The organism is Staphylococcus sp. HMSC072B07, from assembly GCF_001815505.1.
Lineage (GTDB): Bacteria > Bacillota > Bacilli > Staphylococcales > Staphylococcaceae > Staphylococcus > Staphylococcus simulans.
Window position 1 is genome coordinate 23,973 of sequence record NZ_KV820934.1, and the last position, 18,031, is coordinate 42,003.

The 18,031-nt window shown below is 35.7% G+C and carries 17 protein-coding genes; 2 read left to right on the forward strand and 15 right to left on the reverse strand.

From position 1 onward, the window contains the following. Positions 1-221 precede the first annotated feature (221 nt). From HMPREF3031_RS09815 to coaBC, 4 genes are all read right to left on the reverse strand, one after another. On the reverse strand, positions 222-539 hold the full coding sequence (locus HMPREF3031_RS09815; protein WP_002480635.1) for a hypothetical protein: 318 nt from the start codon (positions 537-539) through the stop codon (positions 222-224). A gap of 182 nt (positions 540-721) precedes the next feature. Further along, positions 722-1,354 carry an NAD(P)-dependent oxidoreductase gene (locus HMPREF3031_RS09820; RefSeq protein ID WP_070724856.1) on the reverse strand — a complete coding sequence of 211 codons (633 nt, stop codon included), beginning with the start codon at positions 1,352-1,354 and terminating at the stop codon, positions 722-724. A gap of 302 nt (positions 1,355-1,656) precedes the next feature. Continuing rightward, a complete protein-coding gene (gene priA / locus HMPREF3031_RS09825; protein ID WP_070724857.1) occupies positions 1,657-4,065 on the reverse strand; it encodes a primosomal protein N' in 2,409 nt (802 codons plus the stop codon). Further along, positions 4,065-5,276 carry a bifunctional phosphopantothenoylcysteine decarboxylase/phosphopantothenate--cysteine ligase CoaBC gene (gene coaBC, locus HMPREF3031_RS09830; protein ID WP_002480632.1) on the reverse strand — a complete coding sequence of 404 codons (1,212 nt, stop codon included), beginning with the start codon at positions 5,274-5,276 and terminating at the stop codon, positions 4,065-4,067. The genes priA and coaBC overlap by 1 nt, the downstream gene beginning before the upstream one ends. A gap of 216 nt (positions 5,277-5,492) precedes the next feature. On the opposite strand from coaBC, the gene HMPREF3031_RS09835 reads away from it, so the two are divergent. Further along, the gene (locus HMPREF3031_RS09835) at positions 5,493-5,810 is read left to right on the forward strand and encodes a thioredoxin family protein (protein WP_002480631.1); all 318 of its coding nucleotides are present in this window, start codon (positions 5,493-5,495) and stop codon (positions 5,808-5,810) included. A gap of 69 nt (positions 5,811-5,879) precedes the next feature. Here the strand turns inward: HMPREF3031_RS09835 and rpoZ are convergent, their stop codons facing one another. Together rpoZ and gmk are read right to left on the reverse strand one after the other, a co-directional pair. Continuing rightward, complete coding sequence (gene rpoZ, locus HMPREF3031_RS09840; RefSeq protein ID WP_002480630.1) at positions 5,880-6,110, reverse strand: DNA-directed RNA polymerase subunit omega; 231 nt, start codon at positions 6,108-6,110, stop codon at positions 5,880-5,882. Then, entirely contained in the window at positions 6,110-6,733 is a 624-nt protein-coding gene (gmk, locus tag HMPREF3031_RS09845) for a guanylate kinase (protein WP_002480629.1), read from the reverse strand. The genes rpoZ and gmk overlap by 1 nt, the downstream gene beginning before the upstream one ends. Before the next feature lie 169 nt (positions 6,734-6,902). Between gmk and HMPREF3031_RS09850 the strand changes: the two genes are divergently transcribed. Then, entirely contained in the window at positions 6,903-8,621 is a 1,719-nt protein-coding gene (locus tag HMPREF3031_RS09850) for an Rqc2 family fibronectin-binding protein (RefSeq protein WP_061054772.1), read from the forward strand. A gap of 51 nt (positions 8,622-8,672) precedes the next feature. Here the strand turns inward: HMPREF3031_RS09850 and HMPREF3031_RS09855 are convergent, their stop codons facing one another. The 9 genes from HMPREF3031_RS09855 to HMPREF3031_RS09895 form a co-directional block, all read right to left on the reverse strand. Continuing rightward, positions 8,673-9,437, reverse strand: a complete 765-nt coding sequence (locus tag HMPREF3031_RS09855; protein ID WP_002480627.1) for a tyrosine-protein phosphatase — start codon at positions 9,435-9,437, stop codon at positions 8,673-8,675. 150 nt (positions 9,438-9,587) lie between these two features. Then, positions 9,588-9,989, reverse strand: coding sequence for a VOC family protein (locus HMPREF3031_RS09860; RefSeq protein ID WP_002480626.1), 402 nt, complete (start codon positions 9,987-9,989; stop codon positions 9,588-9,590). 504 nt (positions 9,990-10,493) lie between these two features. Continuing rightward, complete coding sequence (locus tag HMPREF3031_RS09865) at positions 10,494-10,685, reverse strand: hypothetical protein (RefSeq protein ID WP_002480625.1); 192 nt, start codon at positions 10,683-10,685, stop codon at positions 10,494-10,496. 26 nt (positions 10,686-10,711) lie between these two features. After that, complete coding sequence (pyrE, locus tag HMPREF3031_RS09870) at positions 10,712-11,323, reverse strand: orotate phosphoribosyltransferase (protein WP_002480624.1); 612 nt, start codon at positions 11,321-11,323, stop codon at positions 10,712-10,714. Between the two features lies 1 nt (position 11,324). Continuing rightward, positions 11,325-12,029, reverse strand: a complete 705-nt coding sequence (gene pyrF, locus HMPREF3031_RS09875) for an orotidine-5'-phosphate decarboxylase (protein WP_002480623.1) — start codon at positions 12,027-12,029, stop codon at positions 11,325-11,327. Then, positions 12,029-12,946 (reverse strand): dihydroorotate dehydrogenase, encoded by a 918-nt coding sequence (locus HMPREF3031_RS09880; RefSeq protein WP_002480622.1) that lies wholly within the window; start codon positions 12,944-12,946, stop codon positions 12,029-12,031. Before HMPREF3031_RS09880 ends, pyrF begins: the two co-directional genes overlap by 1 nt. Next, positions 12,943-13,707: a dihydroorotate dehydrogenase electron transfer subunit gene (locus tag HMPREF3031_RS09885; RefSeq protein WP_002480621.1), complete on the reverse strand. Its 765-nt coding sequence runs from the start codon at positions 13,705-13,707 to the stop codon at positions 12,943-12,945. Before HMPREF3031_RS09885 ends, HMPREF3031_RS09880 begins: the two co-directional genes overlap by 4 nt. Positions 13,708-13,764: 57 nt before the next feature. Beyond that, positions 13,765-16,938 (reverse strand): carbamoyl-phosphate synthase large subunit, encoded by a 3,174-nt coding sequence (carB, locus tag HMPREF3031_RS09890; protein WP_002480620.1) that lies wholly within the window; start codon positions 16,936-16,938, stop codon positions 13,765-13,767. After that, positions 16,931-18,031 carry a carbamoyl phosphate synthase small subunit gene (locus HMPREF3031_RS09895; protein WP_070724859.1) on the reverse strand — a complete coding sequence of 367 codons (1,101 nt, stop codon included), beginning with the start codon at positions 18,029-18,031 and terminating at the stop codon, positions 16,931-16,933. Before HMPREF3031_RS09895 ends, carB begins: the two co-directional genes overlap by 8 nt.

Below are 18,031 nucleotides of genomic sequence, written 5' to 3' on the forward strand. Positions count from 1 at the left end.
TAGTACATACTAATTAACGTATACTTTACATTATATAGGATAACATGACGCTTTTGAAACAAATTTTAAATATTTTTACAATCAAAATCAGATTGTAATATTTTTTAATAAAATCCACAAAATTATAACAATCACTAAATCTATTGATAGCTTAATTCACTGGATACCTTTGCTAAGGCGTAAAAAAGCACCTACCAAGATTTCTTAGTAGATGCTTTAAACTATTGTAAAATAATAAAGAAAACAATAACAAATATGCTTACAATGAACCTTATACTTTGTGCTAAAAAGATGATTTTCCCAAAAGTTCTCTTTTGATAGATACCTATGCCTACTTGGATCATCGCAAACCCAATGATTAAAAGAATCAGAGCTGGTATGAAATTAGCAATTAAAGCTCCGATATCTAACAATAAGCTTCCTACTATTAAGAGGATCATTGTAATTTTAGGTGTTTTCGGATTACGTGCTAACATTAATATCGCAGATAAAAATGTGAAAACTGAAAATGCTATGATAAACGTTTTGAGCAGAATCATAAAATCACTCCTTGATTCCTTATTATACATGAAAATAATCATTACAATATCAAAAAAGGGATATTAACTTATAGTTACCTATATAAAATATATACACCTGTACAAGTTAGTGAATTCTTAATAATAAAACCTCATTAAAAGCAATTTACTTTCTATTGCTTTTAATGAGGTTTTATTATCAGTTAACCAGAAACTACTGTGATACCTTGGTTTGGATATTGATTATTTTCAGCTTCATCTATAAATGCGTTACTAAAATCACTGTACGATACATAAGATTTATTTTTTGAGTTATAAATAATTGTATCAGCACCCAATTTATAATCGTTGGTTTCTAGACCATTAAAATCAAACATGCTTGCAGGACTTACAAACGTCCAGTCTTTTAGTTTGTCTTGCGCTGCTAGAATATCATAAGCTTCAGCCATTTTTATAGCTGATTCTTTTACAGCCTCTGGGATATTTGGATTATCCGCCACTCTTGTTGTTTTACTATCATCTATAAACAATCTACCTGTTCCACCAACAAACATTAGTTTCACATCTATACCAGCTAGAATATCAATAAGATGATTAGTCATTTGAATATATAATTCTTCTTTCCCTTTTGGTGCGCCAAATGCGACGAATACTGCATCAAAACCTTCTAAATCTTCACGAGTAATATCTAATATATCTTTTTCTACATATGGAACATCAAATTGTAATTTATTATGATTTCTGACAAACGCAGTAACTTCATGGTTTCTCTCTAATGCTTTTTCAGTTAAAATCGTTCCTTGTTTACCCGTTGCGCTAATGATTGCTATTTTCATCGTTTCATCATCCCCTTTTGAAAATTAATTATAACTTTGATACTTTACTTACTTTTAACAGTATTGTGCCTAATAAAGACTCCTTAATCGTATATCTATATGAAGTTCGTAAGCAGATAAGCATTTATAATTTAATTTATTTTACACCACTTTTTGTATAGTACGCAATAATAAAGAACTTTCAAAAAGTGTTACACTTATACATTGATGTTGGCTGAAAATAAAAAGATAAGTGACAATCTAAAAAGCATCTAATACTTCCTAAATCATCACTTATCCTTGATTTTATGCTATTTTATTCACTACATCATGACATAAGGGTTTATGTCTATCTTTAATGAAAGCTTATCTTTTTGATAGCGTTCATGATAATAATCATCTAAATATTGAAGTGCTTTGTGTAATTCGGGTTCACTTTTGTATTTGACTAGAACTTGGAAACGAAATTCTCTATTAATTCTAGCGATAGCTGCTGGTGATGGTCCTAAAATCAAAGCCCGATCCGTAAGATGTTGTAATAATATTTTATGAACATGTGCAGCTGCTTGCATAACTTCTTTCATATTTTGGTGAGAAATCGTAAAGTTAATCAAGAAATAGTATGGTGGATACTTACCAATTTGTCTGTATTTCATTTCTTTATGATAGAACGATAAATAATCATTAAGCTGGACATCTTGTATCGCATAATGATCAGGATTATAAGTTTGAATAATAACCTTACCTTCTTTTTCATGGCGTCCTGCACGCCCTGCTACTTGAGTCAATAATTGGAAAGTTCTTTCACTGGAACGAAAATCTGGTAAGTTCAACATAGTATCAGCGTTTAACACACCGACAAGTGTAATATTTGGGAAATCCAACCCTTTCGCAATCATTTGAGTACCGAGCAGAATATCCCCTTTACCATCTCCGAAGTCATTCAATAACTTCTCATGTGCACCTTTTCGTGATGTTGTATCTGCGTCCATACGAATAATCTTCGCATTTTCAAATTCACGATTTAAAAGTTCTTCAACACGTTGGGTACCAGTTCCCATTTGACGAATATGTTCACTTTCGCAGTTTGGACATTTATTAGGCGGTGTTTCTTCATAACCACAATAGTGACATTTCAATTTATCGCTAGATTTATGGTAGGTCAATGAAATATCGCAGTTTGGACATTGCGGTACATGACCACAGTCTCGGCATAATATAAATGAAGAATAACCACGTTGATTTAGGAACAGTACAATTTGTTCATTGCGAGATAAACGGTCTTGAATTGCTTCTCGCAATTCTGTCGAAAACATTGACCGGTTGCCATTTGCTAATTCTTCACGCATATCTACAATATCAATTTCAGGTAATGGTTGATTATTCACACGATCAGGTAAGCTTAATAAGTGATAAACACCCTTTTCAGCACGTGCATATGATTCAAGACTTGGTGTCGCACTACCTAAAATTAATGGACATTGGTGATATTTTGCGCGCCATAACGCAATCTCTTTCGCATGATAACGCGGATAATCTTCTTGTTTATATGTTGCCTCATGTTCTTCATCAATAATAATCATACCTAGATTTTTAAATGGTGCAAAAACACTAGAACGCGCGCCTACACTTACGCGTGCGCGTCCGTCACGTATTTTTTGCCACTCATCATAACGTTCGCCTTTTGAAAGACCAGAATGCAATACTGCAACTTCATCACCAAATCTACGTTTAAAACGTAAAACCATTTGTGGTGTTAAAGCAATTTCTGGAACTAACATCATAGCCTGTTGATTTTTTTCTAGAACAGCTTCTATCGTTTGAAGATAAACTTCAGTTTTACCAGAACCTGTTACACCATGTAGTAAGAATGTTTCTTGTTTTTCTTCATCAATAACCTTTTTAATCTCATCGTAAGCGATTTGTTGGCTTGGAGTGAGTTGTCGTTTTTCTTCTTGTTCAAATACTCTTGATGCATATGGGTCACGTTCTACTATAGCATCATACTTCTCTACAAAACCATTACGTTCCAATGTTTTAGCACTTGAAGCTGATAACCCTACTTCTTCAAGTTCTTTTAAAGGAACATCTCTATTTTGTGCATCTAGCAAGTATGCATAAACATCATATTGTTTAGGGTGTCGTTCTAACATTGCTAAAACTTCATCTGGTTGATGATCATCTCTTATTCGTATTGCACGTTGTGTTTTTTTCTTTGTATTTTGAGACAATAACGTTTCTTCTCTAACGATACCTTCTTCTAATAAAGGAACTAAATGTTTTAAATCACCATTTTGTTGAGCAGCTTTATAAGCATAATGTCCTTCTTTATTAAAGCGTTTTAAAATGTCATCTGGTATTGATTCATCTTCTACAATTTCAAATACTTTGGTATATCTTGCTTTAATAGCACTTGGTAACATGGCTTCTAAAATAGAAATACGTTTCGTGACATGATATTTACCATACCAAGCGCTTAAATCAACTAATTCAGGTATCAGTTCTGGTTTGATATCTTGAATTTCTTGGATTTCTTTTAGTTTAGATAAATCTAGTTCTGGATCTGGTTCCTCAGCTATTTCCATAACATACCCTTGAATGGTTCTGTACCCAAAGGGTACAACGACTCGTACACCAACTTGAATAATGGGTACGAGTCGCTCTGGTATTTTATAGTCAAAGGTAAAGTCTACGTTTTTAGCTGGAACATCTACAATTACCTTTGCATACATTATTTCCACCTACGTTCTAATTCTTCTAAGATTCTTCCAGCAAGCTGCTGTTTCTTACCTTTCTCTATATTAACTGCTTCGTCATTTTTGAAGTATAATGTGACTTCATTATCATCAGAACTAAAACCGATAGATGTGTCTCCTACGTTATTCGCAATAATCACATCTGCATTCTTTTTCTCTAATTTAGCTTTTGCATATTTTTCAATATCTTGTGTTTCAGCTGCAAAGCCAATTAATTTTTGATGCGATTTATGCTCACCTAAATATTTCAATATATCTTTAGTTCGTGTAAATGAAATGGTTAAATCTCCATCTTGTTTTTTCATTTTATGTTCCAGTTTTTCTGATGGTTTGTAATCTGAAACTGCAGCCGTTTTAAAGACAAAGTCCTGAGCATCAAAACGTTCAACTACTGCGTTAAACATATCTTCCGCACTAGTTACAGGTACAAAGTCCACATTTTCTGGTGGCGTTAAGCTTGTTGGACCACTCACTAAAGTTACTTTAGCGCCTCTCTTTTGTAATGCATCAGCAAGTGCATATCCCATTTTTCCTGATGCTCTATTAGACACAAAACGTACAGGATCAATAACTTCGACCGTCGGTCCTGCTGTAACTAAGGCATGTTTACCATTGAACCAATCACTCTCATTGATGACTGATTGATTATTATTTTGTTCCATCGTTTGGCGCATGAATGCCATGATATCCAATGGTTCCATCATACGGCCCTTCGCTACATAGCCGCAGGCTAAAAAGCCTTCACCAGGTTCGGCGAAATGATATCCATCTTCAGTCAATACTTGCATGTTTGCTTGTACTCTTGGATTTTCATACATATACACATTCATAGCAGGAGCAACAAATTTAGGAACAGTCGTCGCTAATAAAGTTGAAGTAATCATATCGTCAGCAATACCGTTTGCTAATTTACCGATAATATTGGCAGTTGCTGGCGCAATAATCACTGCGTCTGCCCAATCACCTAACGCTATATGTTGAATTTCAGCTGGATTTTCTTCTTTAAATGTACTCGTGTATACAGGATTACGACTGATTGCTTGGAAAGCAAGCGGTGTCACAAACTCTTGTGCATGTTCAGTCAGCATTACACGTACGTCATACCCTGCTTGTGTTAATTTACTTGTTAAATCAATCGCTTTATAAGCTGCAATACCACCCGATACTGCTAATAAAATATTCTTCATCGCAATCTTTGCCTCCAAGTTTATTCTCTCTTTATGTATACGGCTTAATATTAAAAAATGAGTCCAAATGAAATGGCCTCATAATTCATCAATCATTTTATATTTTAACACTCTAGGTCAAAAAAGTCCTTAGCTTTGCAAAGCAATAAAGTTGATTCTCTACCTCTATCCGCGTATGATAGCTTTCGATACAGACAATAGAAAGAAGGTTTGAAGGTGGAGACTTTAAAGCAATATGACGATATTACACAACGCATTGAATCAGAAAATAAATTCTTATTATATGTCATGGCGAATGGTTGCTCAGTCTGCCATGCAGACCAACCTAGAGTAGAAAAATTAGTAAATCAGTTAGAAATACCTGCAGCACAAATTATTGTAAATGATATTCCTGAAGCTGCTGGTCAGCTCTCACTCTTTACTGCGCCTGTCGTCATTCTTTTTAATAATGGAAGAGAATTTCATAGACAAGCACGTATTATAGATTTCGATCAGTTAGAACGTTCTATGGAGCAATTGAAGATGTCTTATTAAATGAAAAACAACCTTTAAAGCAGTTTTTTGCCTTAAAGGTTGTTTTCAATTTATATAATCACTTTAAACTCAGTCTTTTGTTTCGAATTCACTTTCGTTTAATTCTGGTTCGATTGGAGTGATTTTGCCATCGGCAATCTCTTCTAGAGCTTCTCCAACTGTTTTAACTGAGTGATATTTTTCTAATAACGCAGTGTCTTTTTTGTCATATAATTCACGTGCGCGTTTGGCTGCCACTGTTGCGATTAAATATTTTGATTTTACTTTTGAAGTTAATTGATTAAGCGGTGGGTATAACATTATTTTTTGGCCTCCAATATCATTTTTCTATACTTTGCTTCTATACGTTCGCGTTTTAGATGTTCGGCTGCAACGATTGCTTGAATACGTTCTTTAGCAAGTTCTACTTCATCGTTTACCACAACGTAGTCATAAAGATTCATCATTTCCACTTCTTTACGTGCTTCTTTCACACGACTTTGAATCTTTTCGTCTGATTCTGTACCGCGGCCGACTAAACGCTCTCTTAAGTGGTCTAAACTTGGCGGTGCTAGGAAGATAAATAATGCATCAGGGAATTTCTTGCGTACTTGTTTCGCACCTTCAACTTCGATTTCTAAGAAGACATCATAGCCTTCATCCATAGTGTCTTTCACATACTGTACAGGTGTACCGTAGTAGTTACCTACATATTCTGCATACTCAATAAATTGATCTTGTGCGATAAGTTGCTCAAACTCTCGTTTTGTCTTGAAAAAATAATCAACGCCATCTTGTTCACCTTCACGCATTTCACGTGTCGTCATTGAAATTGAATATTTGTATGATGTTTTCGGGTCATCAAATATTTCTTTGCGGACAGTACCTTTTCCGACTCCAGATGGACCTGATAAGACAATTAGTAAACCTTTTTCATTATCCATGCCTTACGACCTCTCTAAGCTATTGTTGTATTATATAATGATACCATATTCTAAATAAAATTGTATAGATGCCAATAGATAAAATCTTAATTTGGAAGTTTACCATATTCACATGGTACAATAATAAGAACGTAGTACAAGAACGAAAATAAAAAGGTAGCTGATAATTATGGCATTTGATGGCCTATTCACAAAGAAAATGGTAGAAGAACTGTCCTTTCTTGAAGGTGGACGTATTCATAAAATCAACCAACCTGATAACGATACAATTATAATGGTCATTCGTCAGAATCGTAAAAACCATTCATTACTGTTATCTATCCATTCTAATTTCTCTCGTATGCATATTACGAAAAAGAAATATGATAACCCATTTGAACCGCCAATGTTTAACCGTGTCTTTCGTAAACACTTAGACGGCGGAATTATACAAGCAATTCGTCAAATTGATAATGACCGTCGTATCGAAATCGATGTTCAAAGCACAGATGAACTCGGTGATAAAATATATCGTACCGTTATCTTAGAAATTATGGGTAAACACAGTAACTTAATACTTGTTGATGATAATCGTAAGATTATCGAAGGTTTCAAACATTTAACACCTAACACAAACCAATACCGAACTGTGATGCCAGGTTTCCAATACGAAGCACCACCTACACAAAATAAAATCAATCCTTATGAAGTTTCAGATCAAGATGTACTCAAGTATATTGATTTCAATCAAGGCAATATTGCGAGACAACTCTTACAAACTTTCGAAGGTTTCAGTCCACTCATTACGAAAGAAATTACAGAACGTCGTCAATTTATGACTACTGAAACATTACCAGCAGCATTCGATGAAGTTATGGAAGAAACTAAACTTAAACCTGTTCCGATTTTCCATAAAAACCATGAAACAGGTAAAGAAGATTATTACTTCATGCGTTTGAAACAGTTTGATGATGATAGTGTGACTTACGAATCACTTGATGAGTTATTAGATCGTTTCTATGATGCGCGTGGCGAACGTGAACGTGTTAAACAACGTGCGAATGATTTAGTTCGTTTTGTCCAACAACAACTTCAAAAGAATCGAAACAAACTCGTTAAATTAAACGCTGAGTATGAAGGTACGCAATCAAAAGAAGATATGCAGTTATATGGTGAACTCATTACTGCAAACATTTATCGCATTAAACAAGGCGATGAAACATTAACTACAGAAAATTACTATACAGGTGAAGAAGTAACGATTAAGTTAGATCCGACGAAATCACCTTCACTGAATGCGCAATATTACTATAAGCAATATAATCGTTTAAAAACACGTGAACATGAACTTGAACATCAAATACAACTCACAGAAGAGAACATCGCATACTTTGAATCTATTGAGCAACAGTTGGCTCATATCACTGTAGAAGATATTGACGAAATCCGTGAAGAACTTGCAGAACAAGGCTTTATGAAACAACGTCAAAATCGTAAGAAAAAGAAACAACCGCAAATGCAATTGCAAACTTACGTTTCTACAGATGGCGCAACTATTTATGTAGGTAAAAACAACAAACAAAACGATTATCTAACAAATAAAAAAGCACGTAAGCACCATTTATGGTTCCATACAAAAGATATTCCTGGTTCTCACGTAGTCATTTTTGAAGATGAACCAAGCGATAAAACAGTAGAAGAAGCTGCAATGTTAGCAGCCTACTTCTCTAAAGCAGGAAACTCTGGTCAAATTCCAGTAGATTACACAGATATCAAAAATGTACACAAACCTTCTGGTGCGAAACCTGGCTTTGTAACGTACGATAATCAAAAAACATTATATGCAACACCAGATTATGATCACATACAATCGATGAAAAGCGATGCAGAAAAAGTGAAATTAAAATAATCTATTTACTTTAAAAGCACTCGAAGACAAAATGTTTTCGAGTGCTTTATTTTAAAATATCCAACCTTTAATTTTTTGACTATCAAGAATAAGCGGTTCACGCTTATCAATTTCTTCATTTTTAATAATTGCTTCTGCATTCTTGATTAACTTCATCATAGATTCACGAAAATCCAATAACACTTCTTCCTTAAACAAAGATTTCATCATAAAAGGTCTGGCTTCAAAGTCATGCGCATCAGATGCGATAAAATAAGCAAGATTACATTTCATTAGTTCAATCGATACATCTTGAATTCCTTTACCAAAATCCCCTACTAAAGACGTTGAAGTAATTTGACTTAATGCTCCTTGCTGAACCAAGTGATATAAAACACTCATATCTTTCAACAAAGCGATATTACGTTCAGGATGTGCAATGATGGGAATATAACCTAATTCCTGTATATTTTGAAACATTTGATACGTATAATCAGGAATGTCGTTAGGAGGAAACTCAATGAGTATGTATCTGGACTTGTTTAAACCACTTACCTTTCCGGATTTAATATCTTCAATTAAATTCTGATGAATTCTTACCTCTTGTCCTGGATAAATTTGAATTTCTAAATCTTTAACCTCTTTTAATTTACATAATCTTTTTATTTTTAACTTTACTTTATCAAAAGAATTATCGTATTTATTAGTATAATGAGGTGTTGCAATAATTTTTGTTACATTTTCTTTTTTAGCTTGTTTTAATAATTGAATAGCCGCTTCTTCATCTCTTGGTCCATCATCTGAATCAATTAATATATGATTATGCATATCTATCATGGGTATCACTCCAAAATTCAGACTACCAATCTATCTTTTTAAATGGTGTTTGTTCATAACTCACCTTCATTATATTCTTCTTTCATAGCCTGCTGTAAATAAAAAAACAACCCACCTATCAGGTGAGTTGTTTACATATCATTGATGAAATTAATCCATTAATGCTAGTTGGAAATTCACACCGAAGCGATCTTGTATCCATGCGAATTCTCTGTAAGGTCCAAGCTCAGTTTTGGCCATTAAAATGGCACCGCCGCTTTTTAATCCACTGTATAGACGTTCCATTTCCATAGCATTATCTACTGTCACAAATAAAGAAATAGATGGATTCATCGGTATTTCAGTTCCATTAGAATTATCAATCGCCATAATAATTTGGTCTTTTAAACGAATAATTGCGTGTTGGACTGCACCCGCTTCTCCGCTTCCAAACTCATCATACTTCACCATTGAAACCACTTCACTGTCTTCAAATACTGAAGTATAAAGTTCAATCGCTTCTTCAGCTTCATTATTAAACATTAAAAATGGTGTCACCTTTGGTATTTGCACACTATCCCCTCCTCATTGACTTGCTATTTACTAATCACATAGTAATTTAAAATTAAGCAACTTAAAAATCACTATTTTGACACTTAAAACGATACATGAATGACTATACAAAAGCAACTCAACCTATACATAGAACTGCCTTAATTGAGATTGTGTTTTTCCTTAAAAGCGTTAACTTAAGCTAACATTGTGAAAGACCAAAAGTGAATCAAACAGTACCTTTTTCTATATGTATGACACAATTCATAGTATAATGACTTTATTCCAAAACAATGAGTAAATCTTAATCAGATGATTGAATGAATGGAGGTCTATGATGTCTCACTTTTTCTTACCTATTTTAGCAATGTTAGCAGTGATTATTATCGGTTATATCTTTATTAAAATATATTTACGCTAGTCTATTTGTCACTTTTGACTTAGACAGATTTTTCTTAAAATCTAAAAATCCGCAATCATAAGCTCAAAATGAGTGTTCATGATTGCGGATTTTGTCGTTTGTTTTTAAATTAAGCCTTTTTCTTTTATATCTGTTTTACATTTCTTGAATATGTTTTTCTCGTGTTCATTCGATAACCATTGATTTTCATCTTGATCATAGTTATTGACCGGCTCACGATAATCTTCATTTGCGGATAAGAATTTATTTAAGTGCGCAAATGGTTTATGAGCAGTTTGTGCATGTGTATTGGACATGGTTCATCCCTCCATCCAATTCCATCTTATGCTAAATTGTCTCTCCATTCAACTAAAGATTGAATATCTGACTCAGAAATTTTACCTTGTTCTTTAGCCACGTCGATTAATTCGTTGTAGTCACTTAAAGTATAGAACGGAATATCAGCATCTTTGAACATTTGATCCGCTTTAGCAAGACCATACGTAAAGATTGCGACTACACCTAATACTTCAGCGCCAGCTTCTCTTAATGCTTCTGCAGCAACTAAAGAAGAACCGCCTGTTGAAATTAAGTCTTCAACGACTACGATTTTTTTACCTTTACTTGGTGCACCTTCGATTTGGTTTTGTTTACCATGGCTTTTACTTTTAGAACGTACAAAGCTCATTGGCATATCTAATTTTTCAGAGATGAACGCTGCATGAGGAATGCCCGCTGTCGCAGTTCCTGATACAATTTCAGCATCTTTGAAATGTGTTTGAATCAATTCGATTAAACCGTCACGAATCGCGTTACGAACTTCTGGATAACCTAATGTAACACGGTTATCACAATAAATCGGAGATTTAATCCCTGAACTCCATGTAAATAAATCATTCGGTGATAGTGCAACTGCACCAATATCTAATAATGATTGCGCAATTTGTTTTGACATCTTAACCTAACCAACTTTCTTTAATATGATGATAACTTTCAACCGGATTGTCACTTTGTGTGATTGGACGACCTACTACAATATGTGTAGAGCCCATTTCACGTGCTTTGTCTGGTGTTGTAATACGTTTTTGATCGTCTTGTGCGTAATGTGCTGGACGAATACCTGGTGTTACTTTCAAGAAGTCTGAACCTAATTCTTTTGTCAGTAATTCTGCTTCTAATGGTGAACATACTACGCCATCTAAGCCAGCTTCTTTAGTTAAACGTGCATAGTTTAATACAGCCTCTTCAATTGAAGTTTGGATGTTTTGTTCTTTTTGCAGCATTTCTTCTGTTGTTGATGTTAATTGTGTGACCGCAATAATTTTAGTGTCTTTGTTAACGCTACGTAAGCCTTCAACTGCTTGGCGCATCATTTCAGTACCACCTGCAGCATGTACGTTTACTAAATCTACATTTAAACGTCCTAAACCAGCCATCGCTTGTTTGACTGTATTTGGAATATCATGCAGTTTTAAATCTAAGAAGATTTGGTGGCCGCGTGCTTTAATTTTGTTGATTAATTCAGGGCCAGTTTGATAATAAAGTTCCATTCCGATTTTGATGTATAAAGGTTCATCAAATAAATCTAAGAAATTTTCTACTTCTTCAGCCGTCGCAAAGTCTAATGCGATAATCGGTAAAGGTAAATTACGATTTGCCATTATTTAGTCACCTCAAAAGTCCTTTTGTACAATTCATTAATATGGTTTACACCTAAGTCGTCGAGCAATGCTGGCAGTTCATCAATGATTTCTTTACATACCATTGGATTTTGGAAGTTAGCTGTTCCAACTGCTACCGCATTCGCACCCACTGAAATATAGTCTATAACATCTTGTGCGTTTTGAACACCGCCCATTGCGATAATTGGAATATCTACAGCTTGTCTGACTTGATAAACCATTCGCATTGCGACAGGTTTGATTGCTGGTCCGCTTAAGCCACCGACTGTATTTGCGATAATTGGACGCCCTGTTTTCGCATCAATACGTAAGCCGACTAATGTATTAATCATTGTTAAACCATCCGCATATTGTGCGATTGCTTTAGCCATTGCGACAATATCTGTTACGTTTGGTGAAAGTTTCACGTATACAGGCACTTCAGAAACTGCTTTAACTTTACGTGTCAATTCAGCAGCAACTACTGGATCCACACCAAACTGCATACCGCCTTCTTTCACGTTCGGACAAGAGATGTTTAATTCCAATGCTTTCACATTTGGTGCTTTTGAAATATGTTCAGCCACGTATACATAGTCTTCTTCAGTAGAACCCGCAACATTTGCGATAATTGGTACATTAAATTGTTCTAACTTCTTAAGTTCATGTTCAATAATGTGATGCACACCAGGGTTTTGTAACCCAATCGCATTAATCATACCACTATCTGTTTCAGCAACACGCGGTGTTTCATTACCATAACGCGCTTCTTTCGTAGCGGCTTTAATCATAATGGCACCTAGTTCGCTTAAGTCATAAAATTGACTGAACTCTGCACCGAAAGCAAAACAACCGCTTGCTGGCATAATCGGGTTCTTTAACTCTAATCCTGGAATTTCTACATTTAATCGACTCATAGGATGACTGCTCCTTTCTCAAATACAGGTCCATCTGTACAAACTTTGACATAACTTGTTTCAGATTCAGGTGTATGGCAGACACATGCGTAACATGCGCCGATACCGCAACCCATGCGTTCTTCAAGTGATAAGAAACCTTCAACATCTGCTAATTTGTCATGTTCTTTAATGGCTTTTAACATCGGTTTAGGTCCGCATGTATAGTAAATATCATAATCTACCGGCAACTCAGAAATCACATTTGTCACAAAGCCCTTTGATCCCATTGTGCCATCTTCAGTCACAATGTGCGTTTCACCTAATTGCGCAAATTCATCTGCGTAGAAGACATCTTTTTTACTTCTGAAACCTAAAACATGTACTGTCTCAATACCTTGACGATTGAGTTGTTTAGATAGTTCATATAAAGGAGGAACACCAATACCGCCGCCTACAAGAAGCGCTTTACGTTCTGCTTTTTCAACAGGGAAACCATTACCTAAAGGTGCAATAATATCAATCGCATCATTCTCACGCATTTGAGACAGACGTTGTGTCCCAGCACCTTCTGCACGATATAACATCGTAAAGGTTTCAATTTCAGGTTCGATATGACAAATTGAGATCGGACGTCTCAACATATGCAGTGAACCTTCACCTACTTTAATATGAACGAATTGTCCAGGTTGTGTCATTTTACGTGTCACAGGTCCTTTTACTTTAATTTCAAAAATGCGGTCCGCAATTTCTCGATTGGATACGATAATGTTTTGTTCCACTGTTAAATCCTCCTTTTAATCTTGAATCTATCTTCATTATAGCCACTTTAACTACTTTTACATACTTCTCATTGTGAATGTCATACTTTCAATCACATTCGTTAACGCATTCGCTGTATCTAATGATGTTAAACATGGCACACCATTTTCTACAGACGCACGTCTGATTTGGAAACCATCTCTTTCAATCGTTTTCCCTTTTGTCATAGTGTTAATGACAATTTGTACGTCACCATTTTGAATGCGATTTAATAAATCATCTTCACCGCCGATTTTACCCACTGTTTCAACCGGAATATGATTTTCAGCTAATTTCGCAGCTGTACCTGAAGTTGCGAGTACTTTATATCCCACTTCATGTAAACGTTTTGCGATTTTAACCATTTCTTCTTTATCTTTATCACTGACAGTAATTAACACTGTACCATGATCTTTCACTTCCACACCGCTCGCAGTTAAACCTTTGAACAATGCTTTTTCTAAAGTTAAATCTTTACCCATAACTTCACCTGTTGATTTCATTTCAGGTCCAAGCGTAATGTCGACATTTTTTAATTTATTAAAACTGAATACTGGCGCTTTAACATAAACCCCTTCTGAATAAGGTTGAAGTCCTGGCTTGTAACCTAAGTCACTGAGTTTTTCTCCTAAGATGGCACGCATCGCAAGTTGTGCCATTGGAATATCTGTAATCTTACTTAAGAACGGTACTGTACGACTTGATCTTGGGTTCACTTCTAAGACATAGACACCATCATGTGCTAATACGAATTGGATATTGATTAAACCGATAATATCCAAGCCTTTCGCAAGTTTCGTTGTATACGCTTCTAAAGTTTGAATCACTTCATCAGATAACGTTTGAGGCGGATAAACCGCGATAGAGTCACCTGAGTGGACCCCTGCACGTTCAATATGTTCCATAATACCTGGAATAATCACTGTTTCCCCATCTGAAATCGCATCAACTTCAATTTCTTTACCTGTTAAGTAACGGTCAACAAGTACAGGATGTTCAGGACTCGCTTTTACAGCTTCTCTCATGTAGTTTTCTAACTCTGCATCATTATACACGATTTCCATCGCACGGCCACCTAATACATACGATGGACGTACAACAACTGGATAACCGATTTCTCGCGCATTGTCTAAAGCTTCTGCAGGAGAAGTTGCAGTTTTACCTTTCGGTTGCGGTACATCGATGGTATTTAAGAGTTCTTCAAACTCTTTTCTATCTTCAGCACGGTTTAAATTCTCTAAAGATGTACCTAAGATTTGCACACCGTGTTTCGCAAGTTTTTCTGCTAAATTGATGGCAGTTTGGCCACCGAATTGAACTACAACACCTTTAGGTTGTTCGAGTTCAATAATGTTCATGACATCTTCTTCAGTTAATGGTTCGAAGTAAAGTTTATCTGAAATTGAGAAGTCAGTTGACACTGTTTCTGGGTTGTTGTTGACGATGATTGCTTCATAGCCTGCATTTTGGATTGCCCATACGGCATGAACTGTCGCATAGTCGAATTCAACACCTTGACCGATACGGATCGGACCAGAACCAAGTACAATCACTTTTTCTTTATCTGTTACGATGGATTCGTTATCTCTTTCATATGTTCCATAGTAGTACGGTGTCGCAGATTCAAATTCTGCAGCACATGTATCTACCATTTTGTATACTGGTTTAATATCATTTTCATGGCGGAGTCGATAAACATCTTCTTCTTCCATATCAAATCTATGCGCGATGACTTTATCGCTGAAACCATAGTCTTTCGCATATTTAAGATATTCGATATCACCTTTATGTGCTTTTAATTCACGTTCGATATCGATAATATGTTGGAATTTGTTAAGGAAGAAGTAATCGATTTTAGTCATCTCGTGAATTTCTTCGAGTGTTGTACCACGTCGAATCGCTTCACCGATGAAGAAAAGACGTTCATCATCTTGTTGTAAGATACGTTCTTTTATGTAGTCTAAATCGTAACTTTCTCCATTCGGTAATCCTAGATGATGGACACCATATTCTAATGAACGAATGGCTTTTAATAATGATTCTTCATACGTACGGCCGATAGCCATAACTTCACCTGTTGCTTTCATTTGTGTTCCAAGTACACGTTCACCTTTTTCGAATTTATCAAATGGGAAACGTGGAATTTTAGAAATCACATAGTCTAAAGCTGGTTCAAATGCCGCATAAGATGTGCCTGTGACAGGATTTAACATTTCATCTAATGTTAAACCAACCGCAATTTTAGCTGCTAATTTCGCAATCGGATAACCTGTTGCTTTTGATGCTAAGGCTGATGAACGTGATACACGTGGATTAACTTCAATGATATAGTAATTCATTGAATATGGATCAAGTGCTAATTGTACGTTACAACCACCTTCGATACCTAAAGCACGAATAACTTTTAATGACACGTCACGTAACATTTGATATTCAACATCTGTCAAAGTTTGACTTGGCGCAACAACGATAGAGTCACCTGTATGGATACCAACTGGGTCGATATTTTCCATATTACAAACCACAATGGCGTTATCGTTTTTATCACGCATTACTTCATATTCAATTTCTTTAAATCCTGCGATAGATTTTTCAATCAAACATTGTGTAGCTGGGCTATAATGCAAGCCGTTTGTCACAACTTCTTTTAATTCTTCGTCGTTATGACAAATACCGCCACCTGTACCACCCATTGTAAATGCTGGGCGGACGATTAATGGATACCCCACTTGTTCTTTGAACGCAAAAGCTTGTTCTACGGTGTGGACGATGTCACTTTCAGGAACAGGGACATCTAAGTCATTCATCAAACTTCTGAATAATTCACGGTCTTCTGCTTGTTGAATTGAGCTTAATTTTGTTCCTAATAAACGTACATTGTTCGCTTCTAAAACACCGCTGTAATGAAGTTGAATGGCCATGTTCAAACCTGTTTGTCCACCAAGTGTTGGTAAGAGTGCATCAGGTTGTTCTTTACGGATGATACGTGCGATAAAGTCGTGTGTCAAAGGTTCGATATAAACTTTATCTGCAATTTCTTTGTCAGTCATAATTGTTGCTGGGTTTGAATTGACTAAGATAACGCGGTAACCTTCTTCTTTTAAAGCTAAACACGCTTGTGTACCGGCATAATCAAACTCTGCAGCTTGGCCGATGATGATAGGTCCTGAACCAATCACTAAAATGGTTTTGATGTCATTATTTCTAGGCATTGACTGTACGCTCCTTCGCTTTGAATTCTTTCATCATATCAATGAATTGATCGAATAAGTAATTTGAATCAGTAGGTCCTGGGCATGCTTCTGGATGATATTGTACTGAAAAAGCAGGAAGCGTTTTATGTTTTAATCCTTCCACTGTGCCGTCATTTAAGGCAATATGTGTGACTTCTAAATCTGTGTGTGCAACTGAAGCTTCATCAATTGCGTAACCATGGTTTTGACTTGTTAAAGCAATTTTTCCTGTTGCTAAGTCTTTAACTGGATGGTTTGCACCACGGTGACCAAACTTCATTTTGAAAGCTTCGGCACCTTGTGATAATGCAAATAGCTGGTGACCTAAACAAATACCGAAGAATGGAATTTTTCCTAAGATACCTTGAATCATTTCCACAGCTTCTGGTACATCTTCAGGGTCTCCTGGGCCATTCGATAACATGACACCGTCAGGTGACATGCCAAGAATAATTTCAGCTGGTGTATTGTATGGCACGACAGTTACATTACAACCGCGTGCGTTAAGTTCTCTAACGATATTTTGTTTCTTTCCGAAGTCTACCAATACGACGCTTAAGTCTGAGCCAGTTGATACATAAGGTGTTTTCGTCGATACCATCGGTACTTCGTCACGAGAGAGTTCAAATTGTTTAAGTTCTTCTATGAATGCTGGAATATCTTCAGCGTGGTCTGTAAAACCTGCTTTAAGTACTCCGTGTTCACGTATTTTACGTGTGATACTACGTGTATCTACACCAGAAATACCTGGAATATCATATTGAACTAATACATCGTAGAAAGTCTTTTGTTGACGGAAGTTGCTAGGATGCGTACTCGCTTCTTTTACGACTACGCCACTTAATGTCGGTACTAACGATTCAAAATCATCTCTGTTAATACCGTAATTCCCGATTAAAGGATAAGTGAATGTAATGATTTGACCTGTGTAAGACGGGTCATAAATTGTTTCTTGATAACCCGTCATTGCTGTGTTGAAGACAATCTCACCTTTAGTCAGATTGTCTGATCCCAGCTTTCTTCCTTCATAAATTGAACCATCTTCAAATACAAGATATCGTTTTTCTAACAT

Bases quoted from the DNA above. Each gene is read 5' to 3' on its own strand.
- HMPREF3031_RS09815 (WP_002480635.1), bottom strand. From the start codon at position 539: ATGATTCTGCTCAAAACGTTTATCATAGCATTTTCAGTTTTCACATTT.
- HMPREF3031_RS09820 (WP_070724856.1), bottom strand. From the start codon at position 1,354: ATGAAAATAGCAATCATTAGCGCAACGGGTAAACAAGGAACGATTTTA.
- priA (WP_070724857.1), bottom strand. From the start codon at position 4,065: ATGTATGCAAAGGTAATTGTAGATGTTCCAGCTAAAAACGTAGACTTT.
- coaBC (WP_002480632.1), bottom strand. From the start codon at position 5,276: ATGAAGAATATTTTATTAGCAGTATCGGGTGGTATTGCAGCTTATAAA.
- rpoZ (WP_002480630.1), bottom strand. From the start codon at position 6,110: ATGTTATACCCACCGCTTAATCAATTAACTTCAAAAGTAAAATCAAAA.
- gmk (WP_002480629.1), bottom strand. From the start codon at position 6,733: ATGGATAATGAAAAAGGTTTACTAATTGTCTTATCAGGTCCATCTGGA.
- HMPREF3031_RS09850 (WP_061054772.1), top strand. From the start codon at position 6,903: ATGGCATTTGATGGCCTATTCACAAAGAAAATGGTAGAAGAACTGTCC.
- HMPREF3031_RS09855 (WP_002480627.1), bottom strand. From the start codon at position 9,437: ATGATAGATATGCATAATCATATATTAATTGATTCAGATGATGGACCA.
- HMPREF3031_RS09865 (WP_002480625.1), bottom strand. From the start codon at position 10,685: ATGTCCAATACACATGCACAAACTGCTCATAAACCATTTGCGCACTTA.
- pyrE (WP_002480624.1), bottom strand. From the start codon at position 11,323: ATGTCAAAACAAATTGCGCAATCATTATTAGATATTGGTGCAGTTGCA.
- pyrF (WP_002480623.1), bottom strand. From the start codon at position 12,029: ATGGCAAATCGTAATTTACCTTTACCGATTATCGCATTAGACTTTGCG.
- HMPREF3031_RS09880 (WP_002480622.1), bottom strand. From the start codon at position 12,946: ATGAGTCGATTAAATGTAGAAATTCCAGGATTAGAGTTAAAGAACCCG.
- carB (WP_002480620.1), bottom strand. From the start codon at position 16,938: ATGCCTAGAAATAATGACATCAAAACCATTTTAGTGATTGGTTCAGGA.
- HMPREF3031_RS09895 (WP_070724859.1), bottom strand. From the start codon at position 18,031: ATGTTAGAAAAACGATATCTTGTATTTGAAGATGGTTCAATTTATGAA.